This is a genomic window from Pantoea leporis, assembly GCF_028048155.1.
Lineage (GTDB): Bacteria > Pseudomonadota > Gammaproteobacteria > Enterobacterales > Enterobacteriaceae > Pantoea > Pantoea leporis.
Window position 1 is genome coordinate 112,398 of record NZ_JALMEU010000010.1, and the last position, 18,580, is coordinate 130,977.

At 55.9% G+C, this 18,580-nt stretch carries 17 protein-coding genes; 7 read left to right on the forward strand and 10 right to left on the reverse strand.

All coding sequences use genetic code 11. The features are described from left to right. On the reverse strand, positions 1–180 hold the full coding sequence (locus tag MWH02_RS19980; protein ID WP_101763499.1) for a GDFGVC terminal motif YodC-like protein: 180 nt from the start codon (positions 178–180) through the stop codon (positions 1–3). A 487-nt stretch (positions 181–667) separates the two neighbouring features. Here MWH02_RS19980 and MWH02_RS19990 point away from each other — a divergent pair, with 487 nt between their 5' ends. Continuing rightward, the gene (locus MWH02_RS19990; protein ID WP_271461301.1) at positions 668–1,168 is read left to right on the forward strand and encodes a helix-turn-helix transcriptional regulator; all 501 of its coding nucleotides are present in this window, start codon (positions 668–670) and stop codon (positions 1,166–1,168) included. On the opposite strand, the gene mgtE is transcribed toward MWH02_RS19990, so the two are convergent. The 5 genes from mgtE to ppk1 form a co-directional block, all read right to left on the reverse strand. Next, positions 1,165–2,598, reverse strand: coding sequence for a magnesium transporter (mgtE, locus tag MWH02_RS19995; RefSeq protein ID WP_110866477.1), 1,434 nt, complete (start codon positions 2,596–2,598; stop codon positions 1,165–1,167). The two genes, MWH02_RS19990 and mgtE, sit on opposite strands and share 4 nt — an antisense overlap. Before the next feature lie 121 nt (positions 2,599–2,719). Beyond that, positions 2,720–2,905, reverse strand: coding sequence for a YfgG family protein (locus MWH02_RS20000; RefSeq protein WP_110866478.1), 186 nt, complete (start codon positions 2,903–2,905; stop codon positions 2,720–2,722). A gap of 153 nt (positions 2,906–3,058) precedes the next feature. Next, positions 3,059–3,664: a tellurite resistance methyltransferase TehB gene (tehB, locus tag MWH02_RS20005; RefSeq protein WP_439652375.1), complete on the reverse strand. Its 606-nt coding sequence runs from the start codon at positions 3,662–3,664 to the stop codon at positions 3,059–3,061. A gap of 21 nt (positions 3,665–3,685) precedes the next feature. Next, positions 3,686–5,212, reverse strand: coding sequence for an exopolyphosphatase (gene ppx, locus MWH02_RS20010; RefSeq protein ID WP_271461303.1), 1,527 nt, complete (start codon positions 5,210–5,212; stop codon positions 3,686–3,688). A 5-nt stretch (positions 5,213–5,217) separates the two neighbouring features. Next, positions 5,218–7,278, reverse strand: coding sequence for a polyphosphate kinase 1 (ppk1, locus tag MWH02_RS20015; protein ID WP_101763506.1), 2,061 nt, complete (start codon positions 7,276–7,278; stop codon positions 5,218–5,220). Positions 7,279–7,460: 182 nt separating this feature from the next. Between ppk1 and MWH02_RS20020 the strand changes: the two genes are divergently transcribed. From MWH02_RS20020 to pstB, 3 genes are read left to right on the forward strand one after another with little or no spacing between them, the layout of a single operon-like run. Further along, positions 7,461–9,554, forward strand: coding sequence for an ABC transporter permease subunit (locus MWH02_RS20020; protein ID WP_222184474.1), 2,094 nt, complete (start codon positions 7,461–7,463; stop codon positions 9,552–9,554). After that, a complete protein-coding gene (gene pstA / locus MWH02_RS20025; protein ID WP_101763508.1) occupies positions 9,551–11,149 on the forward strand; it encodes a phosphate ABC transporter permease PstA in 1,599 nt (532 codons plus the stop codon). The genes MWH02_RS20020 and pstA overlap by 4 nt, the downstream gene beginning before the upstream one ends. A gap of 11 nt (positions 11,150–11,160) precedes the next feature. Further along, entirely contained in the window at positions 11,161–11,928 is a 768-nt protein-coding gene (gene pstB, locus MWH02_RS20030) for a phosphate ABC transporter ATP-binding protein PstB (protein WP_101763509.1), read from the forward strand. Between the two features lie 109 nt (positions 11,929–12,037). Here pstB and purN read toward each other — a convergent pair whose 3' ends face one another. Beyond that, positions 12,038–12,676 (reverse strand): phosphoribosylglycinamide formyltransferase, encoded by a 639-nt coding sequence (gene purN, locus MWH02_RS20035; RefSeq protein WP_271461304.1) that lies wholly within the window; start codon positions 12,674–12,676, stop codon positions 12,038–12,040. Continuing rightward, the gene (gene purM, locus MWH02_RS20040) at positions 12,673–13,713 is read right to left on the reverse strand and encodes a phosphoribosylformylglycinamidine cyclo-ligase (RefSeq protein ID WP_008108330.1); all 1,041 of its coding nucleotides are present in this window, start codon (positions 13,711–13,713) and stop codon (positions 12,673–12,675) included. The genes purN and purM overlap by 4 nt, the downstream gene beginning before the upstream one ends. Positions 13,714–13,942: 229 nt before the next feature. On the opposite strand from purM, the gene upp reads away from it, so the two are divergent. The 3 genes from upp to hda all read left to right on the forward strand — a co-directional run bounded on the left by upp (position 13,943) and on the right by hda (position 16,766). Beyond that, positions 13,943–14,569 (forward strand): uracil phosphoribosyltransferase, encoded by a 627-nt coding sequence (gene upp / locus MWH02_RS20045; protein WP_008108331.1) that lies wholly within the window; start codon positions 13,943–13,945, stop codon positions 14,567–14,569. A 118-nt stretch (positions 14,570–14,687) separates the two neighbouring features. Further along, a complete protein-coding gene (gene uraA / locus MWH02_RS20050) occupies positions 14,688–15,971 on the forward strand; it encodes a uracil permease (protein WP_271461305.1) in 1,284 nt (427 codons plus the stop codon). Positions 15,972–16,064: 93 nt separating this feature from the next. Next, the gene (gene hda / locus MWH02_RS20055; protein ID WP_036649513.1) at positions 16,065–16,766 is read left to right on the forward strand and encodes a DnaA inactivator Hda; all 702 of its coding nucleotides are present in this window, start codon (positions 16,065–16,067) and stop codon (positions 16,764–16,766) included. Here hda and arsC read toward each other — a convergent pair. Continuing rightward, complete coding sequence (gene arsC / locus MWH02_RS20060; protein ID WP_271461306.1) at positions 16,763–17,110, reverse strand: arsenate reductase (glutaredoxin); 348 nt, start codon at positions 17,108–17,110, stop codon at positions 16,763–16,765. The two genes, hda and arsC, sit on opposite strands and share 4 nt — an antisense overlap. 4 nt (positions 17,111–17,114) lie before the next feature. Next, positions 17,115–18,578 carry a beta-barrel assembly-enhancing protease gene (gene bepA, locus MWH02_RS20065; protein WP_110866485.1) on the reverse strand — a complete coding sequence of 488 codons (1,464 nt, stop codon included), beginning with the start codon at positions 18,576–18,578 and terminating at the stop codon, positions 17,115–17,117. Between the last annotated feature and the right edge of the window lie 2 nt (positions 18,579–18,580).

The following is an 18,580-nucleotide window of genomic DNA, read 5'->3' on the forward strand; positions in this document are numbered from 1 at the left end:
TTAACAGACGCCGAAATCGCCGTCTTCGTGATACAGATTCACGCTATCGGCTCTGACTTCAATTTCACGCTTGATGTGATCGTCAACGCGAGCGCACCACAGCATATCGCCTTCCACGCGCAGCACCTGCATCTTTGGGCCACCGGTCTTAGACTGCACAAAATCATCCACGTTAAACATGCTTCTTCTCCGTCAGGTCAGTGATAACAACAGAGTCTATATGCACTTCAGGCGCTGTGCGCTTGATTTTGTGCGCTGTCTTCCAGCACAAAACTGAATCAAAGCGCGTTGAGACCGTTCTGGTTATTTTCTGCAGCATTCGCCGCTGAAATAGTACCGAAACACTTCGCAGTTGTCAGTTGACAACTTATTGCGGTGAGCATAAGGTAGCCAGCGATGTCATACAGGAAGCGGCATCCGCATAAAGCGGTCGAAGGAGCTTTGCGATATGCAGAAGCGAGAGGTTGGAAGATTGCAGTTGGCGGTCACCATGCGTGGGGCAAGATGTACTGCCCAGATAATTCGACAGAGTGTCGATGTGGGGATTACTGCATTACCTGCATCTGGAGTACGCCAAAAAATCCCGAAACGCATGCCAAACTGTTACGGCGCGTGGTGGATAACTGCAGTGAAAGCCCTCAGCGGGTTAAGTGACGAGGAGTGAAACATGGAATTTGAGTTTACGCTGCGTTTTCAGCTCAATGATGAGAGCGACATCAATGAAGTGATCGAACGGCTCGGTTCGCAAGGCTGCACTGATGCGTTAATTGGCGCGGGTGTGGCGGGAAAATTAAGCATGACGTTCTGCCGCGAAGCCAGCACTGCACAGGACGCGGTGCGCAGCGCGTTGGAGGATGTTTTTGAGGCATTGCCAGATGCGGAACTGATTGAAGCCGCGCCAGATTTAGTCGGGCTGACGGATATCGCAGAGTTAATTGGTGTTTCGCGGCAGAACATGCGCAAGCTGATGCTCAGCCATAGCCCGCAGTTTCCGCGTCCGATTCATGATGGAAAAACAGCCATATGGCATTTAATCGATGTGCTGGAGTGGTTAAATCAGCGTGGTTCAACGCGGGTCAATCCAGCACTGAGTGAACTGGCGCGCGCAACGTTGCAACTCAATTTACAGCAGATGCTGCAACGTTACGCACACTGTTTAAAGCCTTAATGATGCAGCAAAAATATCGTCGCCAGACCAAGGAAGATAAAGAATCCGCCGGTATCGGTGATCGCGGTGATCAGCACGCTAGAGCCAACGGCGGGATCGCGTTTCATTTTGGTCATGATTAACGGAATCAGCACGCCCATCAGCGCGGCCAGCAGCAGGTTCAGCACCATCGCCAGCATCATCACGCCGCCGAGTTGCAGGTTGTCGTACATCAGCCAGGTGACGCCGCCCATAATGCCGCCCCAGAACAGGCCGTTAATCAATGCCACGCCGAGTTCACGCATGATCAGGAACGAGAAGTTACCCGGTTCAACCTGATGCAGCGCCAGCGCACGCACAATCATGGTAATGGTTTGATTGCCGGTGTTGCCGCCGATGCCGGCGACGATTGGCATCAGCGCCGCCAGCGCAACCAGCTGCGATATGGTGGCTTCAAACAGGCCAATCACGCGCGAAGCGACAAATGCGGTACACAGGTTAACCGCCAGCCAGGCCCAGCGTTTGCCCACCGCTTTGCGCACCGGCGCAAACACGTCTTCGCCCTGGCTGATACCCCCCATTTTACGGATGTTGCTTTCGTTCTCTTCGTTCACCAAATCGACCACGTCTTCAATGGTGATACGGCCAATCAGTTTGCCTTGAGCATCGGTGACCGCAGCGGAGATCAGGTTATAACGTTCAAAAGCGCTGGCGGCGTCTTCCGCTTTATCGTTGAGCTGAAACGTGGTGGGATGCGAATTCATCACTTCTGCGACCAGCATCTTCGGTTTGTTGAGCAGAATATCAGTGAGCGTTAACTCACCTACCAGTTGATTCTGTTCGTCGGTGATAAAGATCTTATCGGTGCCGTCAGGCATTTTTTTGCCTTTACGCAGATAGCGCTGCACCGTGGCTAAGGTCACGTCAGAGCGCACCGTCAGGATATTGAAATCCATGATCTGCCCGACGCGATCGCGATCCAGCTCGATCACGCTCATCAGTCGTGCGCGCAGGCTAGGTTCAAGGGTGGTGAGCAGACGTCCGGTTAAATCGCGCGGCAGGTAGCGCGCCAGATATACCTGATCGTCGATATCCAGCGGCTCGATGGCGTGCAGAATATCGCGATCAGACATTTCTTCCGTCAGGCTGGCCCAAACGGTTTCTGAAGCCTCAACCAGGACGTGACCTCGCTGTGCCGTCGGCACTAAACGCCACAGCGCCTGACGCTCTTCTTCCGGCAAGGCTTCGAGGATGTCGGCTAAATCCGCGGCGTGCAATTGCTGCAGCTCAAGCTCTAATTCATGACGCCAGTCGGTGATATCACGCAGTTCGGCGGCATTCAGATCGACGGATTTATCCAGCAGAACATCAACCAGATCGTGCTCGTTGAGCAGCAGGTTGAGAATGTGATGACGGGTTTCAGCTAATTTTTGTGAATGCGAAGCAGACATAACGCGTTCCTTGTGTCTGTAAAGTCAGCTCACAGTGTAGCGCGTTGCGGGTAACAGGACGTAAAAAGCAGCATTGTCTCAAAGGACAATGTTTAGCAGCGACAGCCGACCCGCAGATTATTTAGCGCGAATCACTGGTGCTCAGCGTGACCGGTTCAGGGATGGCTTTCTTTTGCTGATGATGCTCGATGGCACCGGGAATGATGAAAAGCAGGCGGCCAAACAAAATTAAGAAGCTGACCAGTAAAACAATGCGGGTCATGGTGCCAGTTTTGGGACGTCTTCGTGCAGAGATAGCGCTGTTCACGCGGGGTGGTTCCTGTAAATGCCCGATGGGCGAAGGCAATATTTAGTCACACTTAGATCGCTAAAGCAATCGCTGTGTGAAAAATGAGCAAAAAAGATTCAGCGCACTGATCGACATCAGACAATCTAACGGCCGCACAAGGCGGCCGTTAACTCAGTAGCTGGCTTTCTGCGCCAGCAGCGTGGCGAAGCGGTATTTGATGCGGTTACCGTTTTCATCACGACGATGCAGTTCACCGACATCTTCGTTGTACTTCACAATGTGCCAGTTGCGGTAATAGTGGCTGAGCTCACCGGATTTAAACGCAAACGGGAAGTTTTGCGTATTGGGATAATCATCGGTATCCATCGCCGCCACAATCAGGTTGTAGCCATATTTACGCGTGCTGGCCTGCATATCGGCAATCAGCTGCGGAATGGTTGCCGGCTGCAGGAACATCATCACCACGGTCGACAGCACAAACTGATAACTGCCGTTGAAGCGCACGCTATTGAGATCGCACAGCTCGGTGTGAATGTTCTGTAGATTCTCTTCCGCAATGATGCTGTTTAGGCGCTCCAGACTGGCGGGATTGCTGTCCCAGGCCGTCACGTCAAAGCCATGCTGATTGAGAAACAGACTATTGCGGCCCTGGCCGCAGCCCAAATCCAGTGCTTTCCCTACTTCAAGATGAGGCAGGGCCGCCAGCACTTCAGAATGGGTCGGCGTGAGACCGTATTTTTCAGCGTAATAGTTATCGGGGCGTGTAGTCATAACCAGATTGCGGGCCAGCTGCCCGCATTACTCCTCTTCTTCCAGCATCAGTTTCCAGCCGGTGACATCATTCCAGTAAGCTTGCTCGCGCTCCAGATCCAGCTGCACCAGCGTATTCTGGCTCAGGAAGCCGGCAGGGAAGGTCAGCGTCCAGTGGCCGTCGTCGGTGCTGAGCTTGAGCGAATCCGGTTTGGTGGTCGCCTGGCGCTGATTATTCAGCAGCGTGCCAAGACGCAGCAGGAATACCATCGGCAGAAACTGTTTCTTTTTAAATAAGGTGAAACGCGGCATCTCATCCTGCTTCACCGCTTTGCGGTGATAACGTACCAGCGTGGCCAACAGCATCTGTTGATCCTGATTAAAGCCCGGCATGTTGGAGTTCTGCAGGATGTAAGCCGAATGGCGCTGCATACCGCTGTGATTGATGGTCAATCCCACTTCATGCAGCAGCGCGGCCCATTTCAGCAGCGCCGACAGTTGTGGATTGGCTTGCTTGGGATTCTGCTCCTGCCACTGCAAATAGAGCTTCTCGGTGGTTTCCAGCACACGGCGCGCCTGATCGCTATCAATCGCATAGTGATTTGCCAGACTTTGCGCGGTGCGGCTGCGAATGTCCTGATGACGGAAACGGCCTTCCATCTCATACAGCACGCCTTCACGCAGTGCGCCGTCAGAGAGACGCAGCTCGCGAATCGCTAACGCATCAAACACGCCACACAAAATTGCTAAGCCCGGTACAAATACCGCCTTACGCTCTTCCGATAAGCCCGGCAGGCTCAGCGCGTTAAACGACTTATGCTTCAGCACTTCGCTGGTCAGCAATTCCAGCGTTTCTGGCGTAATCAGCTTCTCTTTTTCGCCCATCGCCAGCAGCACTTCGCAGGCCGCTTTAATGGAACCCGACGCGCCCAGCGCATATTGCCAGCCGTGCAAACGATATTGCCACGCCATGGTTTCCAGCTTTTGCGCAGCGGACAGGCGCGCACGGCGGAAGTTTTCTGGCGTGATTTCGCCTTTGGGGAAGAAGAGATTGGCGAAGCTGACGCAGCCCATGCGGCGGCTTTCAACCAGCTGCGGCTCAAAGTCTTCCCCAATTACCAGTTCGGTGGAGCCGCCGCCGATATCGATCACCAGCTTGCGGCCTTTTTCCGGCTGCGTGTGCTCCACGCCCATAAAAATCAGACGCGCTTCTTCGTTGCCGGAGATCACCTCGATCGGATAGGGAATCACCTCGGCCGCGCGCTGCAGAAACTCTTCCGCATTGCTGGCGATACGCAGCGTGTGCGTGCCGACGATCGTCACGTTGGCGGGACTGAAGCCCTGCAAACGTTCGGCGAACAACGCCAGACAGCTCAGCCCGCGCTCAATCGCTTCTTCGCTCAGGCGATTGTGCGCATCCAGCCCATCGGCCAGATGCACGCGCTGTTTCAGGCGTCCCAGCACTTGCAAAGCGCCATCCACCACGCGGGCAATGACCATATGGAAGCTGTTCGAGCCGAGGTCGATTGCCGCGAATTCCTGAGGTTTCGGCGTACTTTTATGTGAGATTGGCATAGGCGTTATTCGGGTTGTTCCAGTTTCTTGATGTAGTCATAAATGGCCAGCTGCGAACGCACCTTTTTACGGTTGCCGCGCGGCACATAACGATTACTCAGCTCTTTATCGACGATGCGGGCTTTCACCGTATCACTAAACAGAATGGCGATGATGTCCAATATGCGCTGCTTCACGCGGGGATCAAGAATCGCCACGGCTACTTCAATGCGGTGGTCTATGTTACGCGTCATCCAGTCCGCGGAAGAGAGGAACACCTTTTTCTCGCCGCCGTTCTCAAAAATATAGACGCGGTCGTGTTCGAGATAGCGGTCAACGATGCTGGTAATGCGAATATTTTCACTGATGCCCGGTAAATCAGGAATCAGCGAACACATGCCGCGCACCAGCAGATTCACTTTCACGCCTGCCGACGAGGCGGCGTAAAGTCGATCAACTAAACCATTATCCACCAGGTTGTTGATCTTCAACGTAATGCCAGCAGGATTGCCTTGCTGCGCGTTGGCGATCTCGGCATCAATGAACTTATACAGCACGTCACGCGAGTTCTGCGGTGACACCAGCAAATGCTCGAAAGTGACCGGACGATACGGATTCTCAATGAAGTTGAACACGCGACGCACTTCATTGGTGATGCGCGCATCGGCGGTCAGCAATGAATAGTCAGTATAAATGCGCGCGGTTTTTTCGTTGAAGTTCCCGGTACCGATATGCGCATAACGCACCACTTCTTCGCCTTCACGGCGCGAAATCAGGAACAGCTTGGCGTGAATTTTCAGACCCGGCGCGGAGAAGATCACATGCACGCCCGCTTCGGTCAGGCGTTTCGCCCAGCGGATGTTGGCCTCTTCATCGAAGCGCGCCTGCAGTTCCACCACCACCGTGACTTTCTTACCGTTATAGGCGGCGTGAATCATCGCATCCATGATGCGCGAGTTTTTCGCTACGCGGTAAATATTGATCTTAATTGCCAGCACGTTCGGGTCGAACGAGGCCTGACGCAGCAGCTCCAGCACATGCTCAAAGGTGTGATACGGATAGTAGAGCAGCACATCGCGATTGCGGATGGCGTCGAAACCGTTGCGGAAGCCGTCAAAGCCGATGTGGCGAATCTGCGGCAGCGGACGGTTTTCCAGATTGCTTTTACCAACGTTCGGGAAGCCGATGAAATCTTTAAAGTTATGGTAGCGGCCGCCGGGCACAATCGAATCGTAGTTCGAAATCGACAGCTTATGGCGCAGCATTTCCACCATCGCATCCGGCATATCGCGCTGATAAACAAAACGGACCGGCTCGGCATTGAGACGCTGCTTCAGGCTCGACGACATCAGCTCCAGCAGGCTCGATTCCATCTCTGTAACCAGATCGTATTCGGCGTCGCGCGTCATCTTCATCGAATAGGCGTTCAGCGTATCGTAATCGAAGAAGCCTTTGAAAATTTCATCGAGGCAATAGCGCAGGATGTTATCCAGCAGAATCATTGGCTTGCGCCGACGTGGCGACTCAGCCGGCAAGTTTATAAAGCGCGGCACTTTATCAGACGGGATCTCCAGCAGCGCATAACGAATATCGTCGCCGCGAATGATCTCCACCGCCAGATAGGTGTAATCGTCTTTCAGGAATTCGATCAGATCGGTGTCATGGTTAATCAGAATCGGCGTGACGTGCTGGCGTAATTGATGTTTGAAGTAGTAGCGCAGCCACTCTTGCTGATTCGGTGACAGTTGACGTTCGTTAATCAGGAAGATCTGATTACGCGCCATTTCCAGCAGCAGATCGTTGTAGAGCGCATCAAACTCCTGATCCGATTTCTGCACCCGCAGCTGAATTTTCTTTAACAGATGCCGCAAAGAGGTCGGTTTGCCTTGCTCTTCGCTGATCAGAATTCGCCGCTTGAGATCGGCAAAGCGCACTTTATAGAACTCTTCGAGGTTATTGGAGTAAATCCCGAGGAAGCGCATGCGTTCAATCAGCGGATTACTTTTATCCGAGGCTTCCTGTAACACACGTTCATTGAAGCTTAACCAGCTTAATTCTTTTTCTATATACAGCTTATCCTGACCCATTCTGACTCCGAGATGCTGATGCTGGACGGAATGTCCGGCGGAAAAGACGCAAAAATGCGTTACCGCTCAGTGTCCGTCACCATTATGGCGAGAGTATGGCAGGCTTGTCCAACGTCAAAGGTTGTCTTATCAATCAGCTACGGGCAACATAGCGACTTGTTTCCACCGGTAACCTGGCCTGCATGAGCATAAATCGTATTCCCGTCCACTTTAGCGACCGTCGTCGACGCGCCACTGATAATTTAGTGCGCCGCGTCGTCACAGCTTGCGGCGTGGGAATTTTGCTGCTGATGTTACTGCTGTTCTTCTGGTTGATCTGGGTGGTGTTGCCGCTGTTTAGCGCGCCGGGGATGCATGCCACCACCAATATTCAGCTGTGGGACAAAGCTCCAATGCTGGCGATGGGCAGCGACGGCCATTTAGGCTGGCGCATCAGCCGCAACGAAGCGCGCTTTATTCCGCTTGATGGTCAACCTGCCGCACCCGCACTGGCGCTGAATGGCAAACCCGATGCGGCGATCGCAAGCTTTGATAACCGCAGCGTGCTGCTCAATATGCAGGGCGAACTGCTGTTAATGCAACCGGTTATCCGCAACGGCAGCGGCGAATGGGGCTTCCCGCTCGGCGATCGTCCACTGCGCTTACCGCAAGGCCCGGTCAGTAACATGGCGTTGACGTCGCTCAACGACCATCAATGGTTGATCGCGGCGCAAACCGCAGCTGGCATCAGCTTGCTGACGCTGGAAAATCAGCAAAAGGTGAATCAGATCCTGTTGCCGCAGCAGCAGGCCGATCATCTGCTGCTATCACCGGATGGCTCTTTGCTTTACGCCAGCAGCGGGCGTTTGCTGCGCGTGTGGCAAATCACATCTGATGGCGCACAGTTACGTGAAACGCAAACCCTCAATCTGCCGCCGCAAAGCCTGCATATGCTGGCCGGTGGACGCACCTTGCTGATTCAGGATGCGCAGGGCGTGCAGCAATGGTTCGCTATCGCCAGTAATAATGGGCCGCGCTTACAACAGATTCACACCTTCAACGGCAGCCAGCAGGCGCGCGGAATAACGCCGGAGCCGCAGCGCCGCGTGTTTGCCACTTACGATGCGCAGGGCACGGTTCAGCTGTTCGCCAGCAAGCAGCAGGGCGCGATTTTAACGCGTCAGCTGGCACCGGGCATTCAGGCACTGGCCTTCGCGCCGCACGGTGATGCCTTGATCATTGAACGCGCCGGGGAATGGCAACAGTTTGCGCTGGATAACCCGTGGCCGGACTTCACCTGGCGCAATCTGTGGCAAAAAATCTGGTACGAAAACTATCCGCAGGCCGATTGGGTATGGCAATCCACCGCGGCGGGCGACAGCTATCAAGCTAAGTTCAGCCTGATGCCGCTGGTACTGGGCACGCTGAAAGCCGCCAGTCTGGCGCTGCTGTTTGCCACGCCGCTGGCGCTGGCCGCCGCAATGTATACCGCCTGGTTTATGTCGCCGGGTTTACGTCGCTGGGTGAAACCGGCGATCGAAATGATGGGCGCGCTGCCCAGCGTGGTGATTGGTTTAATCGCTGGCGTGTGGCTGGCACCGCACATCAGCACCGCGCTGGTTGGCGTGCTGCTACTGCCGCCGGTGTTGGCCGCGACCTTATTATTGTGCGGCGTGCTGAGTCCGCGTTTGCCGGCCAGCTGGCGACGTCCTGGTTTTGAAGTGATTCTGCTGCTGCCGCTACTGTTAGTGGTGACCTTGCTGACGCTGTGGCTGCCGACGCTGTTCTGGCCGGAGATTGGCGAGCGTTTAGCGCATTACGAACAGCGCAACTTATTAGTTGCTGCGCTGGCGATGGGTTTTGCACTGGTGCCGCTGATTTTCACCCTATCGGAAGATGCGCTGTTCAGCGTGCCGGGCGCGCTCGGGCAGGGCTCGCTGGCGCTGGGCGCCACGCCGTGGCAAACCCTGACGCGTGTAGTGCTGCCGGGTGCCTCCGCGGGCATCTTCGCCGCCTTGATGATTGGCTTTGGCCGCGCCGTCGGCGAGACGATGATTGTGCTGATGGCCACTGGCAACACGCCGGTTAGTGAAGGCGGCTTATTTGCTGGCCTGCGTGCGCTTTCCGCCAACATTGCCATTGAGATGCCCGAAGCCGCAGCGGGCAGCGCGCATTATCGCATTCTGTTCCTCAGTGCGTTGTTGCTGTTGATCTTCACCTTGGTGATCAACACCATCGCCGAGTTGATTCGTCAGCGCTTGCGCCAACGCTACAGCCAGCATGAGGGCCACGGATGACGGCGATGAAACAAAACGATCGCTGGCGCTGGCTCACCGCTGGCGCCGTCGCGGTTTGCCTGCTGGCGTTTACCTTGCTGATTGGTTTGCTCGGCTGGCAGGGCGTGCGTGCCTTCTGGCCGCAGCCGGTCGATCAATATCAGTTCCAGCCGCCGCAAGGCAGCCCGGTAATGGTGCTGGGTGAAACCTTGCAAAAGCAGCAGCAGGGCGAACAGTGGCGCTATGTGGTGAAAACCGGCAACCGTGATTTTGCCGCGCCGGATTTCCGCGTGCTCTACAGTCAGGGCGAGGCGAAAACCCGTCGTCCTGCTGATGTGTTGGTGCTGCAGCGCCGCAACGGCGGCAACGCCTATGGCTGGCTGGTGGAGCTGCGCCAGGATAACGAAGTCATGACCGCTCAAAGCCGCGATGCCTTGCTGCATCAGCGTTTGCAGCAGGTACATGAGCAGCTGCGCCAGGCGAGTAACATCCGCCGCATCGAGATGGCGCGCCTTAATGCACAGCTGGAAAGCCTGCAGCAGCAGGCCGATGAGCAGCAGCGTAACGGCCGCTTCAGCCTGGAAGTGCAGTCTGAGTTTGATGCCAATCGCACGGCGTTACAGCGCCGCTTTAACGCGCTGGCGCAGCAGTTAACCCATCTGCAGCACGAAAGTCAGCGTGATACGCTGGTGCTGCGCGATGTGAACGGCGTGGATCACACCATCCCATTGGCGCAGGTGGTGGATGCGTGGTATCCGAATGCCATGACCTTAACCAACAAAACGCTGCACTTCTTCGGTCAGATTTGGCAATTCGTCAGCGATTCACCGACTTCCGGTGGCGGCGAGAGCGGGGCGTTTCCGGCAATTTTTGGCACCGTGCTGATGGTGCTGTTGATGTCGATCATCGTCATGCCGCTCGGCGTCATCGCGGCGGTATGGCTACACGAATACGCCGGACGCAATGCACTGACGCGGCTGGTACGCATCGCGGTGGTGAATCTTGCGGGCGTGCCGTCAATTGTCTACGGCGTGTTTGGCCTCGGTTTCTTTGTCTGGCTGATTGGCGGCACCCTCGACCAGCTGTTTTTCTCCAGCGCCTTACCCAATCCTACTTTTGGTACGCCGGGCTTGCTGTGGGCCGCGCTGACGCTGGCGCTGCTGACGCTGCCGGTGGTGATCGTTGCCACCGAAGAGGGATTGTCGCGCATTCCGGATAATCTGCGTCAGGGATCGCTGGCGCTGGGCGCAACGCAGGCGGAAACGCTGTGGCGCGTGGTGCTGCCGCTGGCGGTACCGGCCATGCTCACCGGCTTGATTCTGGCGGTGGCGCGTGCGGCTGGAGAAACCGCGCCGCTGATGCTGGTGGGCGTGGTGAAGATGGTGCCGGAGCTGCCGGTTGATGCGGTGTTCCCTTATCTGCACCTCGATCGCAAATTCATGCACCTCGGTTTTCAGATCTACGATTTGGCGTTCCAGAGCCCCAACATCGATGCTGATCGACCGCTGGTTTACGCCACCGCTTTGCTGCTGGTGGTGATCATCCTGTCGCTCAATCTGCTGGCGATGGCGTTGCGCCATCGGCTGCGTGAGCGTTACCGGATTATGACGCACTAAAAAGGTTTCTGATGACGCCCGATTACGACATTGCCCTTAGCGTTAATCAGCTGTCGCTGTGGTATGGCGAACGCCAGGCGCTGAATAACATTGATCTGCAGATTCCGAAGAACCGCATCACGGCGTTGATTGGTCCTTCCGGCTGTGGCAAATCGACGCTGCTGCGCTGTTTCAATCGCATGAATGATGTGATCGATCGCTGCCGCATTGAAGGCGAGATTCTGCTCGGTGATTACGCGGTGATGCAGGCGAATCAGGATCTTCCCGCGCTGCGTCGCCGCATTGGCATGGTGTTCCAGCGGCCGAATCCGTTTCCTAAATCGATCTACGAAAACGTGGTTTACGGCCTGCGCTTGCAGGGCGTGCGCGATCGTCGCGTGCTGAATGAAGCCTGTGAGCGTGCGCTGCGCGCGGCGGCGTTGTGGGGCGAAGTGAAAGATCAGCTGGGGCAGAACGCGTTAACGCTCTCTAACGGCCAGCAGCAGCGTTTGGTGATTGCGCGCGCCATTGCCATCGAGCCGGAAGTGTTACTGCTGGATGAGCCCACTTCGGCACTTGATCCGATCTCAACGCTGGTGATCGAGGAGTTGATGACCACGCTGAAGCAGCATTTCACGCTGGTGCTGGTGACGCACAATATGCAGCAGGCGGCACGCGTGTCGGATTACACCGCGTTTATGCACAACGGTCAGTTGGTAGAGTTTGACGAAACCGACAGAATCTTCACCTCACCGAAAGCGCGGCGAACCGAAGATTATATTACGGGAAGATTTGGTTAAAAAAGTCTGCGATTTGTAGCGGCGCAATTTATTGCGCAATGCCCGGATGGGCACGATGTTGCCATCGAAATGCGCGATAAATCGCGCCGCTTCGGAATATGCATAACATTCAATCGTGAGCATAGCCTTGCGTCGGTAATAACTGACCATCCAGCCATGCTTTACCTTCACGCATCTGCAAACGCCCATCAACAAACCAGCTGATCACCAGCGGATAGATCGCGTGTTCCTGATGCTGCACGCGCGCGCTGATCTCGTCTTCGCTGTCGCCAGCAAACACCGGCACACGCGCTTGCAAAATAATGGGTCCGCCATCCAGCTCGTCAGTGACAAAATGCACTGAGGTGCCATGCTCCTCGTCGCCGTTTTCCAGCGCCTGACGATGTGTGTGTAAGCCCGGATATTTCGGCAACAGCGACGGATGAATATTCACCAGACGATCGTGATAGTGCGCGACAAAAGCGCTGCTGAGGATGCGCATATAACCGGCCAGCACCACCAGATCTGGCGCGTAAGCATCAATCTCCTGCATCAGCTGGCGATCAAAGGCTTCGCGGTCGGCAAAATCACTGGCGGCTAACGCATGTGACGGGACATTGGCTTCCCGCGCGCGCGTTAAACCAAACGCGCTGGCTTTATTACTGAAAACGGCAGCGACGCTGCCGTTTATAAGCCCGCTTGCGCAGGCGTCGAGGATGGACTGAAGATTGCTTCCGTTGCCGGAGATCAGTACAACCAGTTTTTTCATGGATTGATAACCACACGCTCTTCTGAATCAGACGCTTTAATCACACCGATTTTCCACGCTTTTTCGCCCGCGTCTGTCATCAGCTGTACCGCTTTATCGGCTTCTGCCGGGCTCAGCGCAATCACCATGCCCACGCCGCAGTTAAAGGTGCGGTACATTTCGTGACGGCTGACGTTGCCCGCCTGCTGCAACCAGCTGAACACTGACGGCCACTGCCAGCTGCTCTCTTCCAGCACCGCCTGGGTGTTATCTGGCAACACGCGCGGGATGTTTTCCCAGAAGCCGCCGCCGGTCAGATGCGAAATCGCATGCACATCAACCTGTTCGATCAGGCTAAGGATGTTTTTCACATAGATGCGGGTTGGCGCCAGCAGGTGATCGGCCAGTGATTTGCCATCCAGCTGTTTGGTGGCCGGATCGGTCTGGCTGACTTCAAGAATCTTGCGCACCAGTGAATAACCGTTCGAGTGTGGGCCGCTGGAACCCAGCGCGATCAGCACGTCGCCGTCCTGCACTTTCGAACCGTCAATGATCTCTGATTTTTCCACCACGCCAACGCAGAAACCCGCCACGTCGTAATCTTCGCCGTGGTACATGCCTGGCATTTCAGCGGTTTCACCGCCGACCAGCGCACAACCCGACTGCAAGCAACCTTCGGCGATGCCGGTGATCACCGATGACGCGGTATCCACATCCAGCTTGCCGGTCGCGTAATAATCGAGGAAGAACAGCGGCTCAGCACCCTGAACAATCAGGTCGTTCACACACATCGCGACCAGATCAATGCCGATGCTGTCGTGGCGTTTGAGATCCATCGCCAGACGCAGCTTGGTGCCGACGCCATCGGTTCCGGAGACCAGCACCGGCTCGCGGTACTTCTGCGGCAGCGCACAGAGCGCGCCGAATCCGCCCAATCCACCCATGACTTCCGGGCGGCGGGTTTTTTTCACTACGCCTTTAATACGGTCAACCAGATCGTTACCAGCATCGATATCAACACCGGCGTCTTTGTAGCTGAGAGAGGTTTTGTCGGTCACTGCGGAATCCCCACGCGAGTTGCGGTTGGTGGCAAAAATTAAGCGCGGCAATTCTAACAGCGCAGGCAAACGTTTGCGAGTCCCATCTCATGCTGCCTTTGCATCGCCTCAGATTTTCGCCAATCCTTAGATGACGCAGGCTATTGACCGATGACAAGTGGCGCAGCAGCGAAAAGGCGGTATAATCCGGCGATTTTTTTTAGCTCAACTCAATTCCGGGAGAACAATCATGAAGATCGTGGAAGTCAAACACCCGCTGGTCAAACATAAACTGGGCCTGATGCGTGAGCATGATATCAGCACCAAGCGTTTCCGCGAGCTGGCCTCGGAAGTGGGCAGCTTGCTGACCTATGAAGCCACCGCCGATCTGGAAACCGAGCGCGTCACCATCGAAGGCTGGAATGGTCCGGTTGAAATCGATCAGATCAAAGGTAAAAAAATCACCGTGGTTCCGATTCTGCGTGCGGGTCTTGGCATGATGGAAGGCGTGCTTGAGCACGTTCCCAGCGCGCGCATCAGCGTGGTTGGCGTGTATCGTGATGAAGAGACGCTGGAGCCGGTTCCTTATTTCCAGAAGCTGGTTTCGAACATCGAAGAGCGCCTGGCGCTGGTGGTCGACCCGATGCTGGCAACCGGCGGTTCGATGATCGCCACCATCGATCTGCTGAAAAAAGCCGGTTGTACCAGCATTAAAGTGCTGGTGCTGGTGGCCGCACCTGAAGGTATTGCCGCGCTGGAGAAAGCGCATCCGGATGTGGAGCTCTACACCGCATCTATCGATCAGGGATTGAACGAGAAGGGCTACATCATTCCTGGCTTGGGAGATGCAGGCGACAAGATTTTCGGAACCAAATAAAAGAAACCAGCCGGCCAGAGAGTCGGCTTTTTTTTGGCAGAAACACAACATTGTCATCCTCGAGTTATTCGAGCCAACGCAGCCATGGCTCGAAGAACGAAGAGGATAGGGGAAAATAATGACTCGTCGTGCAATCGGCGTCAGCGAACGCCCACCGCTGTTACAAACCATTCCACTCAGCCTACAGCATCTGTTCGCCATGTTCGGCGCAACCGTGCTGGTGCCGATTCTGTTCCACATCAACCCGGCCACGGTGTTGCTGTTTAATGGCGTCGGAACGCTGCTCTATCTGTTTATTTGTAAAGGCAAAATCCCGGCTTATCTCGGATCGAGCTTTGCCTTTATTTCGCCGGTGCTGCTGCTGTTGCCGCTGGGTTATGAAGTGGCGCTGGGCGGCTTTATTCTCTGCGGTTTGCTGTTCTGTATGGTGGCGCTGATCGTCAAGAAAGCCGGTACCGGCTGGCTGGACGTGATGTTCCCACCGGCAGCGATGGGCGCAATTGTCGCGGTTATCGGTCTGGAACTGGCGGGCGTGGCGGCGAATATGGCCGGTTTGCTGCCTGCTGACGGCACATCGCCAGACAGCAAAACCGTAATCATCTCAGTGGTGACGCTGGCGGTCACCGTGTTTGGTTCGGTGCTGTTCCGTGGTTTCCTCGCCATCATCCCGATTTTAGTCGGCGTATTGGTCGGCTATGCGCTCTCTTACGCGATGGGCATTGTGGACTGGACCGCGGTGGAAAATGCGCCGTGGTTTGCGCTGCCAACCTTCTACACGCCGCGTTTTGAATGGGTGGCGATGCTGACCATTCTGCCAGCCGCGCTGGTGGTTATTGCTGAGCACGTGGGTCACTTGGTGGTCACCGCGAATATCGTGAAGAAAGATCTGATCCGCGATCCGGGTCTGCACCGCTCGATGTTCGCTAACGGTTTATCCACCATGATCTCCGGTTTCTTCGGCTCCACGCCGAACACCACTTACGGCGAGAACATCGGTGTAATGGCGATTACCCGTGTGTACAGCACCTGGGTAATTGGCGGCGCGGCGATCTTTGCCATTCTGCTCTCGTGCGTCGGCAAGCTGGCGGCGGCGATTCAGGCGGTTCCTGTGCCGGTGATGGGCGGCGTATCGCTGCTGCTGTACGGTGTGATTGGCGCGTCCGGTATTCGTGTGCTGATCGAGTCGAAAGTGGATTACAACAAAGCGCAGAACCTGATCCTGACCTCGGTGATCCTGATCATCGGCGTGAGCGGTGCCAAAGTTCATATCGGCGCGGCCGAGCTGAAAGGTATGGCGCTGGCGACTATTGTTGGCGTGGGTCTGGCGTTGATCTTCCGTTTAATCAGCGTGTTGCGCCCGGAAGAGGTGTTGCTGGACGCTGAAGAGAAGCGCGAAAGTTAAGGCTGCAAGCCGGGCAGGGAAGCCCGGTTCATCTCCGGCAAAGATCGTGATAAACTTGCGCGGTTTTCTGCCCGCTCATCCGTTGAGGTACTTCTGAACACGCCGGCACAGCTCTCATTGCCACTCTATTTACCCGATGATGAAACCTTCGCCAGTTTCTGGCCGGGGGAAAACACGTCTCTGCTGGCGGCGCTGCAAGGCGCACTCTCTCAGCAACACGGTAGCTATCTCTATTTCTGGTCGCGCGAAGGCGGTGGCCGCAGTCATCTGCTGCATGCCGCCTGTGCGGAACTCTCGGCGCGCGGCGAAGCGGTGGGCTATGTGCCGCTGGATAAGCGCACCTGGTTTGTGCCGGAAGTCCTGGAAGGCATGGAGAATCTGGCGCTGGTGTGCATTGATAATATCGAGTGCATCGCGGGCGATCCGGAGTGGGAAATGGCGATCTTTGATCTCTACAACCGCATTCTGGAAATCGGTAAAACGCGTTTGCTGATAACCGGCGATCGACCGCCGCGCCAGCTCAATCTCGGCTTACCGGATCTGGCTTCACGTCTCGACTGGGGACAGATTTACCGTTTGCAGCCGCTTTCTGATGACGACAAATTACAGGCGATGCAGCTGCGTGCCGGATTGCGTGGTTTTGAGTTGCCGGAAGATGTCGGGCGCTTCCTGTTGAAACGCCTCGACCGTGAGATGCGCACGCTGTTTGATACGCTGGATCGTCTCGATCGCGCCTCCATCAGCGCCCAGCGCAAACTCACCATTCCTTTTGTTAAAGAAGCGCTGGAGCTTTAGATAATCTCCAGCACCGCTTCGGGTGGACGACCCATACGCGCCTGTTCGCCCTTGATCACAATCGGGCGTTCAATCAGTTTCGGATGATCCACCATCGCCTGCAGCAGCTGAGCCTCGCTTAACGCGCTATCCGCTAAAGCCAACTCTTGATACAAGTCCTCTTTACGCCGCATCAGTTCGCGCGCGCTGTGCATGCCGAGCTGTTTCAACAGACGTTTTAGCGTGGGGACATCGGGCGGCGTCTCAAGATAAAGCACCACATCGGGCTTGATACCTCGCTCCTGCAACAGCGCCAGCGTTTCGCGGCTCTTGCTGCAGCGCGGGTTGTGATAAATGCTGACCATCTTCTTATCCTTTTTGATAAACCTTAAAACGCTTCTGCAGTTCACGGAATTGGTCGATACGTGCGTCATAGCGCGCTTGTTTCAGGCTGCCGAGCGGCACTTGCGCGCTGGCGCTGCTCAAGGTGGAGATCGCCTGATCGAGCTGGCCGTTGAGCGCCAAACCTTCCGCGCGCGCCGAAAGTTCTTCATCGCGCAAACCCTGCGCCGCAGAGGCCTGCGCCAGCAGATCAAAGGCGTTAACATCGTCTGGATGGGCAAAGGTGTAGCGATTGAGGATGCGGCTGGCGTTGGCGGGCTGCTTCGCTTCAACATAGGCATTAGCCAGATTCAACTGCAACACCGGATTGCTGTTGCTGCCTTTGGCGCTGCTGAGCATGGCGATCGCCTGCTGCGGCTGATTCAGGCCGATGTCGATGTCGGTCATGATATCAAGGAACCAGACGTTATCCGGCTGCTTCGCCAGCAGCGGGGCGATCACCCGTTTGGCGCTATCAAAGCTTTTGGCCTGCAGGAACTGTATCGCTTTGCCGTACTGTGCCGCCTGCTGCTCGCGCACGTTGCCTTTGGCGTATTCGTTCAGCAGGTCATCGGTCAGCTGATTGCGGCCAGTGGCGTACATGCCGAGCGAGCGCACTTTCGCCATGTAGAAATCCTGCGACGACTGCACCACCACCGGACGCATCTGGTTGGCGCGGTTACGCGCATCGGCAAGTCGGCTGTCGGGTAACGGGTGCGTCAGCAAAATTTCCGGCGGCTTGGAGGAGAAGCGGCTCTGATCCGCCAGCTTCTGCAGAAAAGTCGGCATCGCTTGCGGATCGAATCCAGCGCGTTGCAGAACCTGAATACCGATGCGGTCAGCTTCCTGCTCGTTGCCCTGGGTAAAGCTGATAATGCCTTGCTGCGCACCCGCCAGCGTACCGGTCAACGCCGCCATGCCGGCTTGCGGGCTGGCCATTGCCAGCAGAATCGATCCCAATGCGCCGACCCAGGTCAGCGGCGCATTGCGTCGCTGCTCTTCCATGGCGCGCGCCAGATGACGCTGCGTGACGTGCGAGATTTCGTGCGCCATCACCGACGCCAGCTGGCTTTCGTTATCGGTATAGCGGAACAGCGATGAATGCAGCACCACGTTGCCGCCAAAGAAGGCGAAGGCGTTGAGTTCGTCGTTCTGGATCAAAAAGAAGTGGAATGGCGTGCGCACCGAGTTGGCATGCGCCACCAGTCGCTGACCAAGCTCGTTAATGTATTGATTCAACAGCGGATCGTTAATCAGAGGCGCACTGGCGCGCAGCTGGCGCACGTAGAAGTCGCCCATCTGCAGTTCCTGATTAATCGAAAGCGTTGAACCTGCTGTGGTGCCCATGTCGGGCAGCGTATCACTAACGTCAGCGCGCGCACTCAGCGCAGGCGTCAGCAGCAGCGTAGGAATAAGGGCCGCCAGCACTGATTTTTTCAACCGGTTAAACATGC